Here is a 17,468-nt window from a genome sequence, read left to right on the forward strand (position 1 = left end):
ACATTGAGGACGTTCGTCTGGCCTCCAGCCAGATACACTTGGGCGACCTGTTGGGTCTGCCAGGAGAAGAGAATGAAATGGTCTAATCGTGTTCAGATTGTTACCGGACAAACCTGTTTGCACATTGCAATGCACCTGCTGGTGATTGCCGCGCTGGTTTGGGGCTGGAAACATAGGGCGCTGGTTGAAGTGAGCAGTACCCTGGTGGCAGCTTATGCGGTGGTATTTATTACCATGCTGGTCATGCAGCGTAGTGCCCGTTTACGTAGAATGGGTGATTCCCTCGAAGAGGTGACCACCACGTACTACTTTGGCGCAGCGATGTTAACGCTGTTCCTGATCTCCCGCTTTATCCACAACAACCTGCTGATTGGTATCCTCGGCGTGGTGATGTTGGTGGGACCGGCGCTGGTATCACTGCTGGCGAAAGAGCCGGTCCAGCGCATCGAGAAGAAGCGCAGTTGATCGATTAGGGACCGCAACCCTGCGGACCTGATAAAAAGGAGCCGAATGCGGCTCCTTTTTTTATGGATGCTGTACGCGCGGAAAGCTGCTAAACTCGCGCCCTTACGCATGGTAGTTTGTGCCCTTTTCACACGTGAGCCCCGCGCTTGCGTCATATCCCTCCTGAAAACTACATCGCCTACGGCGATCAGGACGGTTCGGAGTAATACACCTGCATGTCATTTGACTCTCTCGGCTTAAGTGCCGATATTTTGCGTGCGGTAGCAGAACAAGGCTACCAAGAGCCGACGCCAATTCAGCGTCAGGCAATTCCTGTGGTGCTGGCTGGTCGTGACCTGCTGGCGAGCGCCCAAACCGGCACCGGTAAAACCGCCGGCTTTACGCTGCCATTGCTGCAGCGTCTGACTGCAAAACCGTCCACGGCGCGTGGCCGCCGTCCGGTGCGCGCGTTGATTCTGACCCCGACCCGCGAACTGGCGGCTCAGGTTGGCGAGAACGTGCGTGAGTACAGCCAATATCTGGATATCCGTTCGCTGGTGGTCTTCGGCGGCGTGAGCATCAACCCGCAGATGATGAAACTGCGCGGCGGCGTTGACGTATTGGTGGCAACACCGGGCCGTCTGCTCGATCTGGCACACCAGAACGCGGTTGATCTGTCACAGGTTGAAATCCTCGTGCTGGATGAAGCGGATCGTATGCTCGACATGGGCTTCATCCACGACATCCGTCGCGTGCTGGCTCGTCTGCCTGCTAAGCGTCAGAACCTGCTGTTCTCTGCCACCTTCTCTGACGAGATCAAAACGCTGGCGGAAAAACTGCTCACCAACCCAGAACAGGTTGAAGTTGCGCGTCGTAACACCGCATCTGAGCAGGTTTCCCAGCAAGTGCATTTCGTGGATAAGAAGCGCAAGCGGGAACTGCTGTCGCTGATGATTGGTCGTGATAACTGGCAGCAAGTGCTGGTCTTCACCCGTACCAAACACGGCGCCAACCACCTGGCTGAACAGCTGAACAAAGACGGCATCACTGCCGCCGCTATCCACGGCAACAAGAGCCAGGGCGCGCGTACCCGTGCATTGGCTGACTTCAAATCTGGCGGCATTCGCGTGTTGGTTGCCACTGACATCGCGGCGCGTGGTCTGGATATCGAAGAGCTGCCACACGTGGTGAACTATGAGCTGCCAAACGTGGCGGAAGATTACGTGCACCGTATCGGTCGTACCGGCCGTGCGGCAGCAACCGGCGCGGCACTGTCGCTGGTGTGTGTTGATGAACACAAACTGCTGCGTGACATTGAGCGTCTGCTGAAGCGTGAAATCCCACGCATCGAGCTGCCTGGTTTCGAAGTCGATCCAAGCATCAAAGCTGAGCCAATCCAGAACGGTCGTCAGCAGCAGGGCGGCGGTCGCGGTCAAGGTGGACGTGGTCAAGGCCAGGGTCGCGGACAGGGCGGCAACGTTTCTCGTCCACACAGCGGCAATGCACCACGTCCGCAGGGTGAAGCGCGTTCAGCGCGTCGTCCTGCGCAGGGCGCAAGCCAGGCCGCGCCAGCCGCCAACAGCGGTCGTCGTCGTCCGGCACCAAAGAAAACCGGGAACGCCTAACGTCATGAGGGTTTTGCTGGCGCCGATGGAGGGCGTGCTCGATTCGCTGGTGCGTGAGCTGCTCTCCGGGGTTAATGATTATGACTTATGCGTGACCGAGTTTTTGCGCGTGGTCGATCAGCTGCTGCCGGTAAAATCCTTCTATCGTTTGTGTCCTGAGCTGCATAACCACAGCCGCACGCCGTCAGGCACGCGCGTTCGCATGCAGCTGCTCGGGCAATATCCCGAGTGGCTGGCAGAGAACGCCGCGCGCGCGGTGGAACTCGGTTCCTGGGGCGTCGATCTCAACTGCGGTTGTCCGTCGAAGCTGGTAAACGGCAGCGGCGGCGGTGCCACCTTGCTGAAAGATCCCGAACTGATTTATCGCGGCGCGAAAGCGATGCGTGAAGCGGTGCCGGATCATCTGCCGGTGACGGTGAAAGTTCGATTGGGCTGGGATTCCGGCGATCGTCGCTTTGAAATCGCCGATGCGGTGCAGCAAGCCGGTGCCAGCGAGTTGGTGGTGCACGGTCGTACCAAAGAAGATGGCTATCGCGCCGAAAGCATTAACTGGCAGGCGATTGGCGAAATCCGCCAGCGTCTGCGTATTCCGGTGATCGCCAACGGTGAGATCTGGAACTGGCAGGACGCGCAAGATTGCATGCGCATTACCGGCTGCGATGCGGTGATGATTGGACGCGGTGCGCTCAACGTGCCGAATCTGGCGCGCGTCGTGAAGTACAACGAAGCGCCGATGCCGTGGCCTGATGTGGTCGCATTGTTGCTAAAGTACACCCAACTGGAAAAGCAGGGCGATACCGGCATGTATCACGTGGCGCGCATTAAGCAGTGGCTTGGCTACCTGCGCAAGGCGTATCACCAAGCCGACGGCTTATTCAGCGAAGTTCGCACCCTCAAAGTCTCCGCCGAAATCGCCACCGCGATTGAGCGCCATGCCGCAGCATTAATCAAATCCTCGTAGGGGCGCCATTCATGGCGACCTTGTCATTTGTCGGGTGCCATTCATGGCGACCTTCTCATACAAGTGCATATAAACTTTATAACTAAAAAATCCGCGATCTATTAGCAGGCTAAGGTTATAGTTGTCGTTCAATTTCATCATCATGCCCGACGCCACCTTCCATGTCTGACGCCGCTGTACTGAGTAACGCTCAGTTAAATAAACGTATTCTTTCCGTCATTGTCTTCACTTTCTTTTGCTACCTTTCGGTGGGTTTGCCGCTGGCGGTGCTGCCGGGATTCGTGCATAACCAGCTTGGATTCAGCTCATTCATCGCCGGATTGATCATCAGCCTGCAATACTTCGCCACGCTATTAAGTCGCCCGCACTCCGGTCGTCTGGCGGATCGCTATGGTCCAAAACGCGTGGTGATGATGGGATTGGTGTTCTGCGGCATGAGCGGCGTGCTATCGATTATCGCCGCGCTGTGCAGCGATATGCCGCTGTTGAGCCTGGCGCTGCTGGCGGCGGGGCGCTTGTTCCTCGGCGTCGGTGAAAGTTTTAGCAGCACCGGATCTACGCTGTGGGGCATGAACATTGTCGGTCCGTTGCAAACCGCGCGCGTGATCTCATGGAACGGCGTGGCGACCTATTTCGCCATGGCGATTGGTGCGCCGCTCGGCGTGCTGCTCAATCAATGGTTTGGCATCAGCGGCTTTGCCGGTTTGGTGGCGATCATGGGCGTTGCCGGATTCTGGATGGCGAGCCGCAAAGCGGGCGTCAGCGTTACCGCCGGCGTGCGCATTCCGTTTCATCGTGTGGTCAGCCGCGTGTGGATGTTTGGTCTGGCGCTCGGCTTTGGCACCATCGGCTTTGGCGTGATCTCCACCTTTATCACCCTCTATTTCGCCAGCCGCGACTGGAGCGGAGCTGCGTTCGCGCTGACGCTGTTCAGCCTCGGCTTTGTGATTGTGCGCCTCGGTTTTGGCCGCTACATCACGCGTTTTGGTGGTCTGAAAGTGGCGCTGGTGTCGTTTGTGCTGGAGTGTGCCGGATTGCTGCTGATTTGGCAGGCCGACAGCATTTGGCTGGCGGATTTGGGCGCGTTCCTTACCGGCGGCGGTTTCTCGCTGGTGTTCCCGGCGCTCGGCGTGGAAGCGGTGAAGCGCGTCCAGCAGCAGGATCAGGGGTCGGCGCTTGGCACCTATTCGGCGTTTCTCGATTTAGGGCTGGGATTAACCGGTCCGGTGGCGGGCTTGCTGATTGGTCATTGGGGCATGCAATCGGTCTATCTGGCGGCGGCGCTGATGGTACTCGGCGCGTTTGTCATCACGCTGCGCCTGCACCAACAGCACGGCCGCCAGACGTCCGCGCAAGCGCTTTAGTATTTCTCCGGCACCACCATGTGCTCGGGTACCGGCGCGCGGCGATAGTCTTCAGAACGTTCGCGCGGCGGTAACATAATCGGTTTGGCTTCGCTCTCTTCGTATGGCATCTGCTGCAGCAAATGGCTGATGCAGTTGAGTCGCGCACGCTTCTTATCCACGCCTTGCACCACCCACCACGGCGCTTCGGGAATATTGGTGCGCTCCAGCATCTCCTCTTTCGCCTCGGTGTAATCTTCCCAGCGACGACGGCTTTCGAGATCCATCGGGCTCAGCTTCCACTGTTTAAGCGGATCGTGAATGCGGCTGAGGAAGCGCAGCTCCTGCTCTTCATCGGTGATCGAGAACCAGTATTTGATGATCTGGATACCGCTGCGCGTCAGCATTTTTTCAAACTCAGGCACGCTGCGGTAAAACTCTTCCACTTCATCTTCGTTGCAGAAACCCATTACGCGCTCGACACCCGCGCGGTTGTACCAGCTTCGGTCAAACATCACGATCTCACCGGCGGCCGGCAGATGGGCGATATAGCGCTGAAAATACCACTGCGTTTTCTCGCGATCGTTGGGCGCGGGCAGGGCGGCTACGCGACAGGTGCGCGGATTGAGGCGCTGGGTGATACGTTTGATCACGCCGCCTTTACCCGCCGCATCGCGCCCTTCAAACAGGATTACCACGCGATGTCCGGTGCGCATCACCCAATCCTGCAGCTTGACCAGCTCGCCTTGCAGATGCAGCAGTTCGCGGAAATAACGACGACGAAAGGCTTTATCGTCATCAGCCTGCGGCTCGCCGCTGTCGTTAAAACGCAGGTCATCCAGCTCCATCTCCAGCTCTTCGTCGTAGCTGTCGTAAAACTCCTGCAGCAGACGCTGATTAAAGGTCTCGCTGTGGAAGCTATTGTCGTGTGTCGCCATTATTTTCTCCCGTTACAGGTGGATAAACAGGGCGTAAAGGAGCCCCGAAAGTAATACAGAAACCGGCAGCGTCAGCACCCACGCCATCGCCAGATTGCGGATGGTGGAAAGTTGCAAACCTGAACGGTTGGCGGCCATCGAACCGGCGACGCCCGAAGAGAGCACATGCGTGGTGGAAACCGGCAGGCCAAACACATCCGCCGCGCCAATGGTCGCCATCGCCACCAGCTCGGCGCTGGCCCCTTGCGCATAGGTGAGATGGGTTTTACCGATGCGTTCACCCACCGTCACCACAATGCGACGCCAGCCGACCATGGTGCCGAGACCCAGCGCTATCGCCACCACCACTTTCACCCACATCGGGATAAAGCGCGTGGCGGCATCCAGCTCTTTCTTCACCGCCGCCAGGTTGCGCGCGGTCTCTTCCGGCAGCGTCACCTTGGCATTTTGCAGATGCTTGATGGTTTCCGATGCCAGATACATGTCGTTTCGCGTGTTGGTCACCGCCTGCGCCGGGATATTCTCCACCGCGCCGTAGCGGCGAATCTGATCGCCAATATCGCCGAGCATCATGCCAAGCGCCGGCAACACTTGCGGGCGATTTTGGTTGGTGCGCACGAATTCGGTCAGCACTTCACGCGGCGCGGGCATGGCAGCGGGCGCCGGTTGCAGCGTCAGCAGCTGCTGTTCCGTCACCTGAGTTAAGGCGGCGACGCGCGGAATCTGCTCCGGCGGCAGCGAGCGGTTCAGCGCGTAGGCAATCGGCATGGTGCCGACCAGAATCAGCATGATTAAGCCCATGCCTTTTTGGCCGTCATTCGAGCCATGCGCGAAAGAGACGCCGGTGCAGGTGAGGATCAGCAAGCCGCGAATCCATACCGGCGGCGGCTGATTGCCTTTTGGCGCTTCATACAGCTGGCGATTGCGGATAAAGGCTTTCATCGCCAGCAGCAGCAGCGCGGCACAGACGAAGCCAACAATCGGCGATAGCAGCAATGCGTAACCGACCTTGATCGCCTGATCCCAGTCCACACCGCTGGTGCCGCTGCGACCATGCAGTAAGGCGTTCGCCACGCCGACGCCGATGATCGAACCGATCAGCGTATGCGAAGAGGAGGCCGGCAAACCGAAATACCAGGTGCCGAGGTTCCAGATAATCGCCGAGAACAGCAGCGCATACACCATGGCAAAGCCGTGGCCGCTGCCCGCTTGCAGAATCAACTCCACCGGCAACAGCGAGATGATGCCGAACGCCACCACGCCGCTGGAGAGCAGCACGCCCAAAAAGTTACAGAAGCCGGACCATATCACCGCCACGCCCGGCGACAGCGAATGGGTGTAGATCACCGTAGCAACGGCGTTGGCGGTATCGTGGAAACCGTTAACAAATTCAAAGCCGAGCGCGATGATCAGCGCCACGCCAAGCAGTACGAATGGCGTATAACTGGTGACCGGCGCTCCAGTCTCTTCAACATCATTAAACAGGTTAATGCCGGCATACATCAGGCCAGCAATCAGCAACAGTACAAAGATCAGGCGTGAGGCTGGACCGTTGCCGCGGTTAAGGTTCGGGCGTCCGCTGTGGGACGAGGAGGTCGATGCAGGTAAACTGTTTTCAGCCATAAAACACCTCAGTGTTAAATCACGATGCTCGAACGGCACCCGTTACTGGCAGTGTGATACGTGGTTTGTATGACAGAATGATGATGGCGATCACGCTGTGTCATCGTGCTGCAACAAAGCTGTCGCACGCTGTGGATCTGACCGCTGCGGAATGACCTGCTAATGCTCCAGCCCGTACTACCACTCGCCTCGCTGCCGGACTTCAACAACGAAGTCGCCGGATTGATTCATGGTTATCTGTTTACCCCCACGTCGCCGCCCCAGCGCCTCAATGCGCGTGAAGCGGCCCAGCTGGCGCAGCAGCAGCTGCCGGAGTCGTACTTTATCTGGCTGCACATCAACCTTAATCACGCACGTGCGGAGCGTTGGGTTCAGGACCACTTTGGCGTAGACCACGATTTTTTCGACGAGATACATTCGGCTTCGCCGCGCACCCGTTTAGCCCATCAAAACGATGCGCTGCTGGCGGTGCTCAATGACGTGACTTTCAGTAAAGAGGAGCGCAGCACGCAGAACGCCACATTGTGGATGTGGTGCTGCCCGCGTGTGGTGGTCACCGCGCGTTTTCGCCCGGTTGGCATGATTGAGCGCATGCATCAGCAGATGGATCGGCTGAAGTTCGCCGAGCCGGATGCGATGCTGCTGTGGCTGCTTGGTGAGCAGGAAGCGCAGCTGGAGCAGGTGGTGCGGCGATCCAGTCAGGCGGTGGATGCGATTGAAGAGCGGTTGCTGAGTGCGGCGATCAAAACCAATCGCCGCGAGCTGGGGCAGCTGCGACGTATGCTGTTGCGCGTGCAGCGTTTACTGGCACCGGAACCGGCGGCGCTGTTTCGCCTGTTGAATCGTCCGCCCAAATGGCTGAAGCGTGAACCATTAGGCGAGCTGCGGATTTTCACCGAAGAGTTCAGCGTGGCGCTGAATGACCTGGCGAGTTTGATGGAGCGTATTCGTTTGTTGCAGGAAGAGATCGCCGCAAGATTGATGGAGCAGAGCAACCGCACGCTGTTTTTGCTGACGGTGATTACCGTGCTGGCGCTGCCGATCAATATCGTGGCGGGATTTTTTGGTATGAACGTGGGCGGGATTCCGCTGGCGAATAATCCGCACGGTTTTTTGCTGCTGGTGTTGGTGGTGCTGGCGTTTACGCTGGTGGCGGGTTGGCTGGCTTTTCGACGACCGCGTGATTGATTTGGCAAGGTCGCCATAAATGGCGACCCTACAAAACCCGGAACGGACGCTGTCGCCATGAATGGCGATCTTGCCGTTTACGTAGGGTCGCCATTAATGGCGACCTTCTTAACGCGCGCACAAAAAAACCAGCCCGCAGGCTGGCTCTTCACATCTTAAACCGCGATTACAGGCTGGTGGTTGGCTGCGCCGCTGGCGCTGCACCGTTGATACCTTGCGGTGTCATTGGCTCTTCTTTAGGCAATGCGTCAGAAGACTCCTGAACCGGAACCGGTGCTGGCTGAACTTCGCCTGCTGGGCCGTTAATCTTGATCGGCATACCGTTACGCGCCTGGATAGCGTTGTTGACCGCATCCTGGTTAGTGCTGGCATCGGCAATCACTTTGGTCACAGCGGAAGTCAGGTTGATCGGCACCACTTCACGTGAGTTGAACTGCTCTTCGGTGGTCGACAGCGGATTGTGCACTTCCACATAGCGCGAACCATCTGGCTCAACGGTGGCTTTCACCGGCTGATCGATGAACTGAACGCGCGTGCCAACCGGCACGTTGTCGAACAGCCACTTGATGTCGTCAGCACGCAGACGCACACAGCCGTGGCTCACGCGCAGACCGATACCGAAGTTGGCGTTAGTGCCGTGAATCGCATACAGGCGGCCGATATAGAGCGCGTGCAGGCCCATCGGGTTATCCGGGCCAGCCGGGAACACCGCAGGAATGCTCTCGCCGCGTGCCGCATATTCTGCGTGCATCGCTTTGGTTGGCGTCCAGGTTGGGCCATCTTTCTTACGCTCAACCGCAGTAGTCCAGTTGATCGGCGTATCTTTACCCAGCTCGCCGATACCGATTGGCAGCACGACTACAGTCTTGGTGCCTTTCGGGTAGTAATAAAGACGCATCTCAGCGCTGTTGATCACGATGCCTTCACGCGGCGCGTCAGGCAGAATCAGCTGCTGTGGGATGATCATTTTAGTGCCAGCTTTCGGCAGATAAACGTCAACGCCCGGATTGGCTTCCAGCATGTTGCTGAGGCCCATCTGATACTGAGCAGCAAAGGCTTCCAGCGGAAGTTTGCTGTCATCAGGTACGGTGATTTCAATGTTTTCGCCGATCAGACGGCTGTTAGCCGGCGGCAGCGGATAGACTACTGCAAATGCCGACTGGCTGAACGCCGCCAGTGCGAGGGCGAGTGAAGCGAACGCGCGAATGCTCATTTTCATGTTTTTCAAGTCGTTATGGCCATGTTTCAGGCTTGTCAGTGTGTCGAATCCATCGTGGTCAGTATGACCCGCTGCGCATTATATGTGCATTGACGCATTGATGGAAATCAGGATTTTTACTGGCTGCAGATACTTTACGCAATTCCTTGTCTTTACCAGACAATTCTCTTGGATCCGCAGCCCAAAATGTGAATTTTCACGGCTGCCACAGCGTCACTTCATTACTCAGTTTACGATTGAGGAAAAAAGCGGCACTGATTAATGCCAGATGCGTCAACGCCTGCGGCATGTTACCCAATGCTTCGCCGTGCGAAGTAAACTCTTCGGCATACAGACCGAGCGGATTGGCGTAACTCAGCAGCTTTTCAAACTCAAAATGCGCCTCATGTACGCGACCCGCACGCGCCAGACACTCCACATACCAGAATGAACAGGCGGCAAAAGATCCTTCGCCACCGGTTAAAGCATCGGCAGGCGTCTCATGAATGTTATAGCGTCGAACTAAACCGTCGCTCACCAGATGCGTTTTAATCGCGTCCAGCGTCGAAATCCAGTCGGGATCGGTGGAGCTGACAAAGCGCACCAGCGGCATCAGCAGCATCGACGCATCAAGGAAGGTTCCGCCGCGCGTGGCGGTGAAATGGCCCAGTTCCGGGTTCCAGAAGTTCTGCCAGATATCATCGCGGATCTCGCTGCGCACCTTATCCCAGCGTTCGTACGGCATCGGCAATGAACGCTTCATACCTAATCGCAGCGCACGATCGAGCGCGACCCAACACATCAGGCGTGAATGCAGAAAATGCTCCGGCTCACCGCGCATCTCCCAAATCCCAGCATCGGGCTGATTCCAGTTAACGCAGACGTAATCGATCATATCGGAGACGTACTTCCAGCCGCGATGTGAAATCGCTTCGCCATATTTGTTGGCGAGATAAATGGCATCCATCAGCTCGCCGTAAATATCGAGCTGCGTCTGACGCCAGGCATCATTGCCGATGCGCACCGGGCGTGAATTGGCGTAGCCAGAGAGATTGAGCAGCTCGGTTTCGTGCAGTTCAGTGCCGCTGTCGAGGCGATACATCACCTGTAAGTGCGGCGTGTCGTCGTGGCTGTGCTCGACGCAGCGGCCGACCCATTTGGTGAAGTCACGCGCTTCTTCGGTGTAGCCGAGGCGCATCAGCGCGTACATGCTGAATGAGGCATCGCGGATCCACGAGGCGCGATAATCCCAGTTACGCTCGCCGCCCAACTCTTCCGGTAAGCCAAAGGTAGCGGCAGCGGCGATTGAACCGTGCTGATGCGAGGTTAGCAGCTTCAGCGCCAGCGCCGAACGCGTCACCATCTCCTGCCAGCGACCGCGATAGGAACTGTGGCTGCTCCAGCGTCGCCAGTACTGCAGCGTGTCATGGAAACACTGCTCGGTGGCGATCACGGCCACGTTGGCATCGTCATCGTTGCCAAAGACAAATTCAGCGGTTTCACCGGCTTTCAGGGTGAATTCCGCCACCGCGCTATGATTTTCGCGCGTCATCACCACCGTAGCGCTCAGGCGCAACGTGGGTTGTCCGGGCGCCAAAAACGCAATGCCGCCGGGCCGCACTTCGGTGGTGGTTTCGGCGCGTGCATAGTCATGGCGCGGAGCGCACAGCAGATGAAATTTTGCCGTGCCGCGTACCATCTTCACACGACGCACGATACGCGGCACTTTGCTGTGTTCATCGCAAATCGGCATGTAATCGGTGATCTCTGCCACGCCAGCGTCATCCAGCCAGCGGGTTTGCAGAATATTGGTATCCGGCAGGTAAAGCTGCTGCTGGCGGGCATGTTTCCAGTCCGGCGCGAGGGAGAAAAGTCCAGCCTCATCGCTGTCGAGCAGGGCGGCGAAAACCGACGGGCTATCGAGCTCCGGCCAGCACAAATAATCGATGGTGCCGTCATTCGCGATCAGGGCGCAGGTGCGTAAATCACCAATCACACCGTGGTCGTCTATTCTTCGTTTTATCTCGCTCATCGTGCCCCCTAATGCGTATGTAATTGTTAACTATAGACGAAACGGCAGATTCGGCGGCTCCGAGGCACAGAAGGATAACTTCTATACTGTAAAGACACCCTCAATCAGGAGAATGTTATGAGCTCAGGAAAACAGAAAGTCGCTGTGGTCACCGGATCCAGTTCTGGCATTGGTCGCAGTTGTGCGGTGATGCTGGCCGAAGCGGGCTATACGCTTGGCATCACCTGGAGTTCGGATGAAGAAAGCGCCCAGGAAACCGCACGCATGGTGGAGAGCCGTGGACAGCAGGCGCAGGTGCGGCAGGTCGATCTCTCCGATCCGCAAGCTGGCGCACAGCAACTGGCGCAGCTGATCAACTCGCTGGGACGCATCGACGTGCTGGTGAGCAACGCCGGCGTGATGACCAAAGCCGACTTTCTCGACGTCACCTTTGAGGATTGGCGCAAAGTGTTCAATGTGGATGTCGATGGCGCGTTTCTGTGCGGGCAGATTGCCGCGCGCCATATGGTGGATCAGGGCGACGGCGGACGCATCATCAACATTACGTCGGTGCATGAACACACGCCGCTACCGGATGCCACTGCTTATACCGCCGCCAAACATGCGCTTGGTGGCCTGACCAAGTCGATGGCGTTGAGTCTGTTGCCGCACCACATTTTGGTGAACGCGGTCGCGCCTGGCGCAATTGCCACCGCAATGAACGATATGAAAGATGATCAGCAAGGGCGACGCATGCCGGAAATCCCGATTGGGCGTCCCGGCGATACGCGCGAAGTGGCGAGTTTAGTGGCGTGGCTCTGTTCGGAGTGGGCAACCTATACCACCGGACAATCGTTTATTGTCGACGGTGGTTTTATGCTGGCCAATCCGCAGTTTAAGGGTTACCACCAGTAATCAACCGGCGCGGCGGCGGTTCCAGTGGCGAATGACAAAGCGCAGGACAATGCCGAAAATCACCGCTGCCGCCAGCCACAATACCGGCTTGAGGTGCTGATCGATCTTGTGCAGCCAGGGCGCGACGATCTGTCCGGCGAAGTAGCCGAGCGAAACAAAGATCAGTGACCACAGCGCTGCGCCAATCACGTTAAGAATAAAGAAGCGCAGTGGCTTGAGATGGCTGGTGCCGATGATGATTGGCCCGACAATACGGAAGCCATACATAAAGCGCACGCCAATCACGAACAGGCTGGGATGCTTGCGAATCAGCCGATTAGCTTTGCCGATGGTTTCCTGATGTTTACTGAAACGGCGCAAAATACGCGTGCCATAACGACGTCCCAGCCAGAACAGCAGCTGATCGCCAATGATGCCGCCCGCCATTGCCGCCAGCACCACGCCGCTGAAGTGCAATAAGCCTTCATGCGCCGCCACACCGCCCAACAGCGTGAACGTTTCCCCTTCGGCAATACAACCAATCAGCAGCGCCAGATAACCGTATTGGGTGATTAATCCATTGATATCGAGATGCAAATTATCCTCCCTGCAAAGTGTGAAATCGCTATTAGTGTATACCAGCGGCTTAATTTGTGTGGTGGCCCGCAAAAACGGCGCTGACGATTATACTTGAGTTAACGCTGCCTCCGTTGATCAGGCCGTTAGCTGTAAGGGCAGCCCATCGCAGCAAAGGAGTAGATGTATGAATCATGTCTGGGGTTTACTGGCGCATCCAGGTCAGGAAATGCGCGATATTAAACAGGAAAATGAGAGCGTTTCGCACCATTACACCCATCATGTTCTGCTAATGGCGGCGATCCCGGTGATCTGCGCCTTTATCGGGACCACGCAACTGGGCTGGAATCTGGGCGAAGGGCAATTCGTACAACTCAATCTACTGACCGGTATCGGTCTCGGCATTCTGTTCTATCTGATTATTCTCGGCGGCGTGGCGGTGATGGGGCGTGTGATCCACTGGATGGCGCGAAACTATCCGCAGCGTCCTAGCCTGCAGCGCTGCACGGTGTTTGCCGGCTATGTGGCAACGCCGCTGTTCCTCAGCGGGCTGGTGGCGCTCTATCCGTTGGTATGGCTCTGCGTGCTGGCGGGTGCGGTGGCGCTGGTTTACACCGGTTATCTGCTTTACGTCGGTATCCCGGTGTTCCTGAGCATCGACCGTGAAGAGAGCCTGCGTTTCTCCGGTTCAACGCTGGCGATTGGTGTGCTGGTGTTTGAAGTGCTGCTGGCGCTGACGGTGATTTTGTGGGGTTACGGGCCGCGTTTGTTCTGAGGTTAGCCAGGTCGCCATTCATGGCGACCCTACAAAAAACGCACCCACCCCGTAGGGGCGCCATTCATGGCGACCTTCCCATAAAACGCACCCACCTCCCAAGGTCGTCTTTCATGGCGACCTTTTTAACGCCCAGAAACAATCTCGATAAGAAATTTCTCAGGTAAGTGCGTATGATACTGCTGCCAGCCCGCATCCTGTCTGGATTGTTGCGGGCGGCCTGTGTCTCAACACAGCGCAAAACTCCTTACCGGATTTTTTTGACACGATGTCTGCAAAAATGCGTATTTCCTTGCTGTCGCTGGCGCTTTTTGTCGCCGCGCCAGCCGCTGTAACGCCCGCGCTGGCTGCGCCGGCGGCACTCTCTAACCTGGCACCGATTGCTCAACCGCAAATCGCCTCCGGCAGTGCCATGATTGTTGATCTGGAAAACGGCAAAGTGCTATTTTCCAGCCATCCTAACCGCGTACGTCCAATCGCTTCACTCACCAAAGTGATGACGGCGATGGTGGTCCTGGATGCCAAACTGCCGATGGATGAAATGCTGTCGGTGGATATCAGCCATACCGCTGAAATGCGCGGCGTGTTCTCCCGCGTCAAACTGAACAGCGAAATCAGCCGCCGCAACATGCTGCTGCTGGCGTTGATGTCCTCGGAAAACCGTGCTGCCGCCAGTCTGGCGCATCACTATCCGGGCGGTTACGATGCGTTTATCCGCGCCATGAACGCCAAAGCGCGTTCACTCGGCATGACGCACACGCGCTATGTAGAGCCGACCGGCCTGTCGATTCAGAACGTTTCCAGCGCGGAAGATCTGGTTAAGCTGGTGAAAGCCACCCGTCAGTACCCGCTGATTGGCGAACTGAGCACCACCAAAGAAGATACTGCGGTATTTAAACATCCGAACTACGCGCTGCCGTTCCGCAACACCAATCATCTGGTGTACAAAAACGACTGGCGTATTCAGCTGACCAAAACCGGTTACACCGACGAAGCCGGGCACTGCCTGGTGATGCGCACGGTGATCAACAACCGCCCGGTGGCGCTGGTGGTGCTGGATGCCTTTGGCAAATACACCCATTTCGCCGATGCTAATCGCCTGCGCGACTGGCTGGAAACCGGCAAAGCCGCACCGGTTCCGGCCGCTGCGCTGGCGTATAAAAAGCAGAAGTCCGGCTTGACCGCCAGCAACAGCGAGGCGGAATAATCATTCGCAGGTAATCTGCAATCTGTCGTAGGGTCGCCATTAATGGCGACCTGATTTATCCCGGTTACCGACAAAATCTCTTATCGTTAGCGCCAAAGTTTTACACCTTCATTCCTATAGTTTCAGTGTCGGCAACGTCTTAAACTAGCCGCCATTCACTATCGCACTTGCGTTTATCGGCTGTTATTGCGCTGGAATCTTATTCATATGTTCAAGTTTCGTCATCTGTTTACCCCGTTTTTACTGCTGCTTGTGCTGTTAGCCCCCACGCTGAGCGTGGCCGCTGATACTCCGCCCAACGATCAGGCAGAAGACGCCGCGCCCAAGGTTAACGCCTCGGTCGAGCTGCCTAAGATGCAGAAAATTCTCGACAAAATTAAAGGCCAGGTCTCAGGCGATACCAATGAAAGCCAGCTTAACCAGCTCAATGAGATGGCGCTCGAGCTTTCCGGTAATGCCGAAACCCTCGGTCAGGCCTTAGTGCCGCAGCGTCAGCAGCTGGATGCCCAGTTAGCGGTGCTCGGCCCGGCACCGAAAGCCGACAGCGGCGTGAAAGAGACGCCCGAAGTGACGCGCAAACGTGCGGCGCTGGAGAGCCAGAAAGCCAAGCTGGACGATCAGATCAAACAAGCCGATGGCATCAAAAACGGTGCGCTGGTGCTGTCATCGCAGATCGTCAACCTGCGTCGTGACCAGCTGAAAAGCCAGCTGGCGCTGAACTCCGGCAGTATCCTCGGCCCGCGTTTCTGGGCGCCGGTGATGAGCAGCCAGGATCTCGATGGCGAGAAGATCAGCGATTTTATCGCCGAATTGCAGGACACCGCCGCGCTGTCGTGGGAGTCGGGCTGGCGTTTTGGCACCATCGCCTGGCTGTTTGCGGCGATGCTGGTGATGACGCTGGGACGCCGCTACAGCGAAGAGTTCTTTGCCTGGATCAGCATTCATAAAATGCCGGAAGGGCGCTTACGTCGCAGCTTCCTCGCCGCCACCACCGCACTCACCACGCTGGCGGCGGTGGTCCTGACTTTCAACTTCATCGCGCTGGCCTTTACGCGCCGCGACGAAGTCTCTGGCGATGTGCAGGATTTTGTCGAGCGTCTGGTGCAGCTCAGCGTCTATTGCGGGTTGATTGCCGGTTTAGGCCGCGCGTTCCTCTCAACGCGTCGCCCAAGCTGGCGTTTGCCGGCCATCTCCAACGAAGTGGCGCAGGCGCTAAAACCGTTCCCGCCATTCACTGCGGCGCTGGTGTTCGTTTTCCAGACGGTGGAAGCCTTCAACTACAGCGTCGGCACCAGCCTGAACACCACCATTTTTGCTAATGGCTTGACCGCGCTGCTGATCGGCAGCACCGGACTGGCGATCGGCATGCGCATCAACCGCGTACGCCGCCGCATGGTGCAGGAAGGTCATCAGCCTGAAGCGCGCTCGACGCTGGTGGGATTGGTGCAGCTGGCGCTGATGCTGACGGCGCTGGGCATTCTGGTTTCGCTGATTATCGGTTACGTCACGCTGGCGCGCTTCCTCAGTTATGAAGTGATTTGGTGCGGCATCTTGTTTGGTTCGTTCTACTTCCTCAGCCATTTGGTGAATGACGGCTGCGAAAGCCTGTTCTCCACCAGCAACGCTACCGGCAAGCGCCTGCAAACCACGCTGAATATCGATGAGCGCTACCTGCAACAGGCGGCGACGCTGCTCAGCGCGCTGGGTAAAACCCTGCTGATTGCCATTCTGGCGCTGGCGCTGCTGAACGGCACTTTTGCTTCATCAACGCCGATTGAGCTGATCCAGAAGGTGATTGAATTCTGGGGCGGTAAAGGGCTGGAGTCGCTGAACATTGTGCCGGCGCACATGGTCAATGCGATTCTCTGTCTGGTGGTGGGCATTTACGTGCTGCGTTCGGTGCGTCGCTGGCTGGATAAAGATTTCCTGCCAAAAACCACCATGGATGTCGGCATGCGCGTGTCGCTGGTGACGCTGTTCAGCAACATCGGTTACGTGCTGATTATCCTGCTGACGCTGTCGATTATGGGCCTGCAGTGGAACAAGCTGGCGTGGATCGTCAGCGCCTTGTCGGTCGGTATCGGTTTTGGTTTGCAGGAGATTGTGAAGAACTTTATCTCCGGCCTGATTCTGTTGACCGAACGTCCGGTGAAAGTCGGCGATCTGGTAAGCATCAGCGGCATTGAAGGGGATATTCGTCGCATCAACGTGCGCGCCACCGAAATTCAGCTGGGCGACAAATCGACGGTGATTGTGCCGAACTCGCAGTTTATCTCGCAGAACGTGCGTAACGCCACCATGGGCAATGCACAAGGCGTGGTCACCATTTTGCTGACCTTCCCGCTGGATATCGATCCGGTGCGCGTGCGTGAAATTCTGCTGGAAGTGTATCAGGAGAATGAACGCATTCTGGAGACGCCAGAGCCGTCAGTGTCGTTCAAAGATTTGACGCCGGCGGGCATCGTGTTGAGCGTCACCGGCAACGTGGCGGGTCAGCGGCAGATTTCCGGCGCCAAGAGTGATTTGCTGTTTGATATTCTGACGCGTCTGCGCAAAGAGGGCATTATGCTGTCAACGCCGCAAACCATGATCATCGAGCGCCGCGCCATGGCTGCGGCACAAGATCAGCAAAGCGATCCATTGCCATAAATCCGTAGGGTGGCCATTCATGGCCACCTTCACCAC

Annotated in this window: 14 protein-coding genes; 9 read left to right on the forward strand and 5 right to left on the reverse strand. The window is 57.2% G+C overall.

Features of this window, described 5'->3' with window-relative positions; translation table 11 throughout:
* Positions 1-72: 72 nt before the first annotated feature.
* From VIJ98_RS05995 to VIJ98_RS06010, 4 genes are all read left to right on the forward strand, one after another.
* A complete protein-coding gene (locus VIJ98_RS05995) occupies positions 73-465 on the forward strand; it encodes a YbhQ family protein (RefSeq protein ID WP_007890591.1) in 393 nt (130 codons plus the stop codon).
* 215 nt (positions 466-680) lie between these two features.
* Entirely contained in the window at positions 681-2,069 is a 1,389-nt protein-coding gene (gene rhlE, locus VIJ98_RS06000) for an ATP-dependent RNA helicase RhlE (RefSeq protein ID WP_008102680.1), read from the forward strand.
* Positions 2,070-2,073: 4 nt separating this feature from the next.
* Positions 2,074-3,030, forward strand: a complete 957-nt coding sequence (dusC, locus tag VIJ98_RS06005; protein WP_323272734.1) for a tRNA dihydrouridine(16) synthase DusC — start codon at positions 2,074-2,076, stop codon at positions 3,028-3,030.
* 161 nt (positions 3,031-3,191) lie between these two features.
* Complete coding sequence (locus VIJ98_RS06010; protein ID WP_323272736.1) at positions 3,192-4,394, forward strand: MFS transporter; 1,203 nt, start codon at positions 3,192-3,194, stop codon at positions 4,392-4,394.
* Here VIJ98_RS06010 and ppk2 read toward each other — a convergent pair.
* On the reverse strand, positions 4,391-5,311 hold the full coding sequence (gene ppk2 / locus VIJ98_RS06015) for a polyphosphate kinase 2 (protein WP_008102671.1): 921 nt from the start codon (positions 5,309-5,311) through the stop codon (positions 4,391-4,393). The two genes, VIJ98_RS06010 and ppk2, sit on opposite strands and share 4 nt — an antisense overlap.
* 12 nt (positions 5,312-5,323) lie before the next feature.
* Complete coding sequence (locus VIJ98_RS06020) at positions 5,324-6,934, reverse strand: inorganic phosphate transporter (protein ID WP_323272739.1); 1,611 nt, start codon at positions 6,932-6,934, stop codon at positions 5,324-5,326.
* 162 nt (positions 6,935-7,096) lie between these two features.
* Here VIJ98_RS06020 and VIJ98_RS06025 point away from each other — a divergent pair, with 162 nt between their 5' ends.
* A complete protein-coding gene (locus VIJ98_RS06025; RefSeq protein ID WP_061717311.1) occupies positions 7,097-8,122 on the forward strand; it encodes a transporter in 1,026 nt (341 codons plus the stop codon).
* A 166-nt stretch (positions 8,123-8,288) separates the two neighbouring features.
* Here VIJ98_RS06025 and VIJ98_RS06030 read toward each other — a convergent pair whose 3' ends face one another.
* Together VIJ98_RS06030 and VIJ98_RS06035 are read right to left on the reverse strand one after the other, a co-directional pair.
* On the reverse strand, positions 8,289-9,341 hold the full coding sequence (locus VIJ98_RS06030) for a L,D-transpeptidase family protein (RefSeq protein ID WP_008102664.1): 1,053 nt from the start codon (positions 9,339-9,341) through the stop codon (positions 8,289-8,291).
* Positions 9,342-9,537: 196 nt separating this feature from the next.
* A complete protein-coding gene (locus VIJ98_RS06035) occupies positions 9,538-11,352 on the reverse strand; it encodes a glycoside hydrolase family 15 protein (RefSeq protein WP_323272743.1) in 1,815 nt (604 codons plus the stop codon).
* A gap of 117 nt (positions 11,353-11,469) precedes the next feature.
* Here VIJ98_RS06035 and VIJ98_RS06040 point away from each other — a divergent pair, with 117 nt between their 5' ends.
* The gene (locus tag VIJ98_RS06040) at positions 11,470-12,246 is read left to right on the forward strand and encodes an SDR family oxidoreductase (RefSeq protein WP_323272745.1); all 777 of its coding nucleotides are present in this window, start codon (positions 11,470-11,472) and stop codon (positions 12,244-12,246) included.
* Here the strand turns inward: VIJ98_RS06040 and VIJ98_RS06045 are convergent, their stop codons facing one another.
* Positions 12,247-12,822 (reverse strand): DedA family protein, encoded by a 576-nt coding sequence (locus VIJ98_RS06045; protein ID WP_323272747.1) that lies wholly within the window; start codon positions 12,820-12,822, stop codon positions 12,247-12,249.
* 166 nt (positions 12,823-12,988) lie between these two features.
* Here VIJ98_RS06045 and VIJ98_RS06050 point away from each other — a divergent pair, with 166 nt between their 5' ends.
* From VIJ98_RS06050 to VIJ98_RS06060, 3 genes are all read left to right on the forward strand, one after another.
* Complete coding sequence (locus tag VIJ98_RS06050; protein WP_008102656.1) at positions 12,989-13,576, forward strand: Yip1 family protein; 588 nt, start codon at positions 12,989-12,991, stop codon at positions 13,574-13,576.
* Between the two features lie 268 nt (positions 13,577-13,844).
* Positions 13,845-14,783 carry a D-alanyl-D-alanine endopeptidase gene (gene pbpG / locus VIJ98_RS06055; RefSeq protein ID WP_154153247.1) on the forward strand — a complete coding sequence of 313 codons (939 nt, stop codon included), beginning with the start codon at positions 13,845-13,847 and terminating at the stop codon, positions 14,781-14,783.
* A gap of 207 nt (positions 14,784-14,990) precedes the next feature.
* On the forward strand, positions 14,991-17,432 hold the full coding sequence (locus VIJ98_RS06060) for a DUF3772 domain-containing protein (protein ID WP_154153244.1): 2,442 nt from the start codon (positions 14,991-14,993) through the stop codon (positions 17,430-17,432).
* Positions 17,433-17,468 lie beyond the last annotated feature (36 nt).

It is taken from the genome of Pantoea sp. S18, assembly GCF_045689705.1.
Lineage (GTDB): Bacteria > Pseudomonadota > Gammaproteobacteria > Enterobacterales > Enterobacteriaceae > Pantoea > Pantoea symbiotica.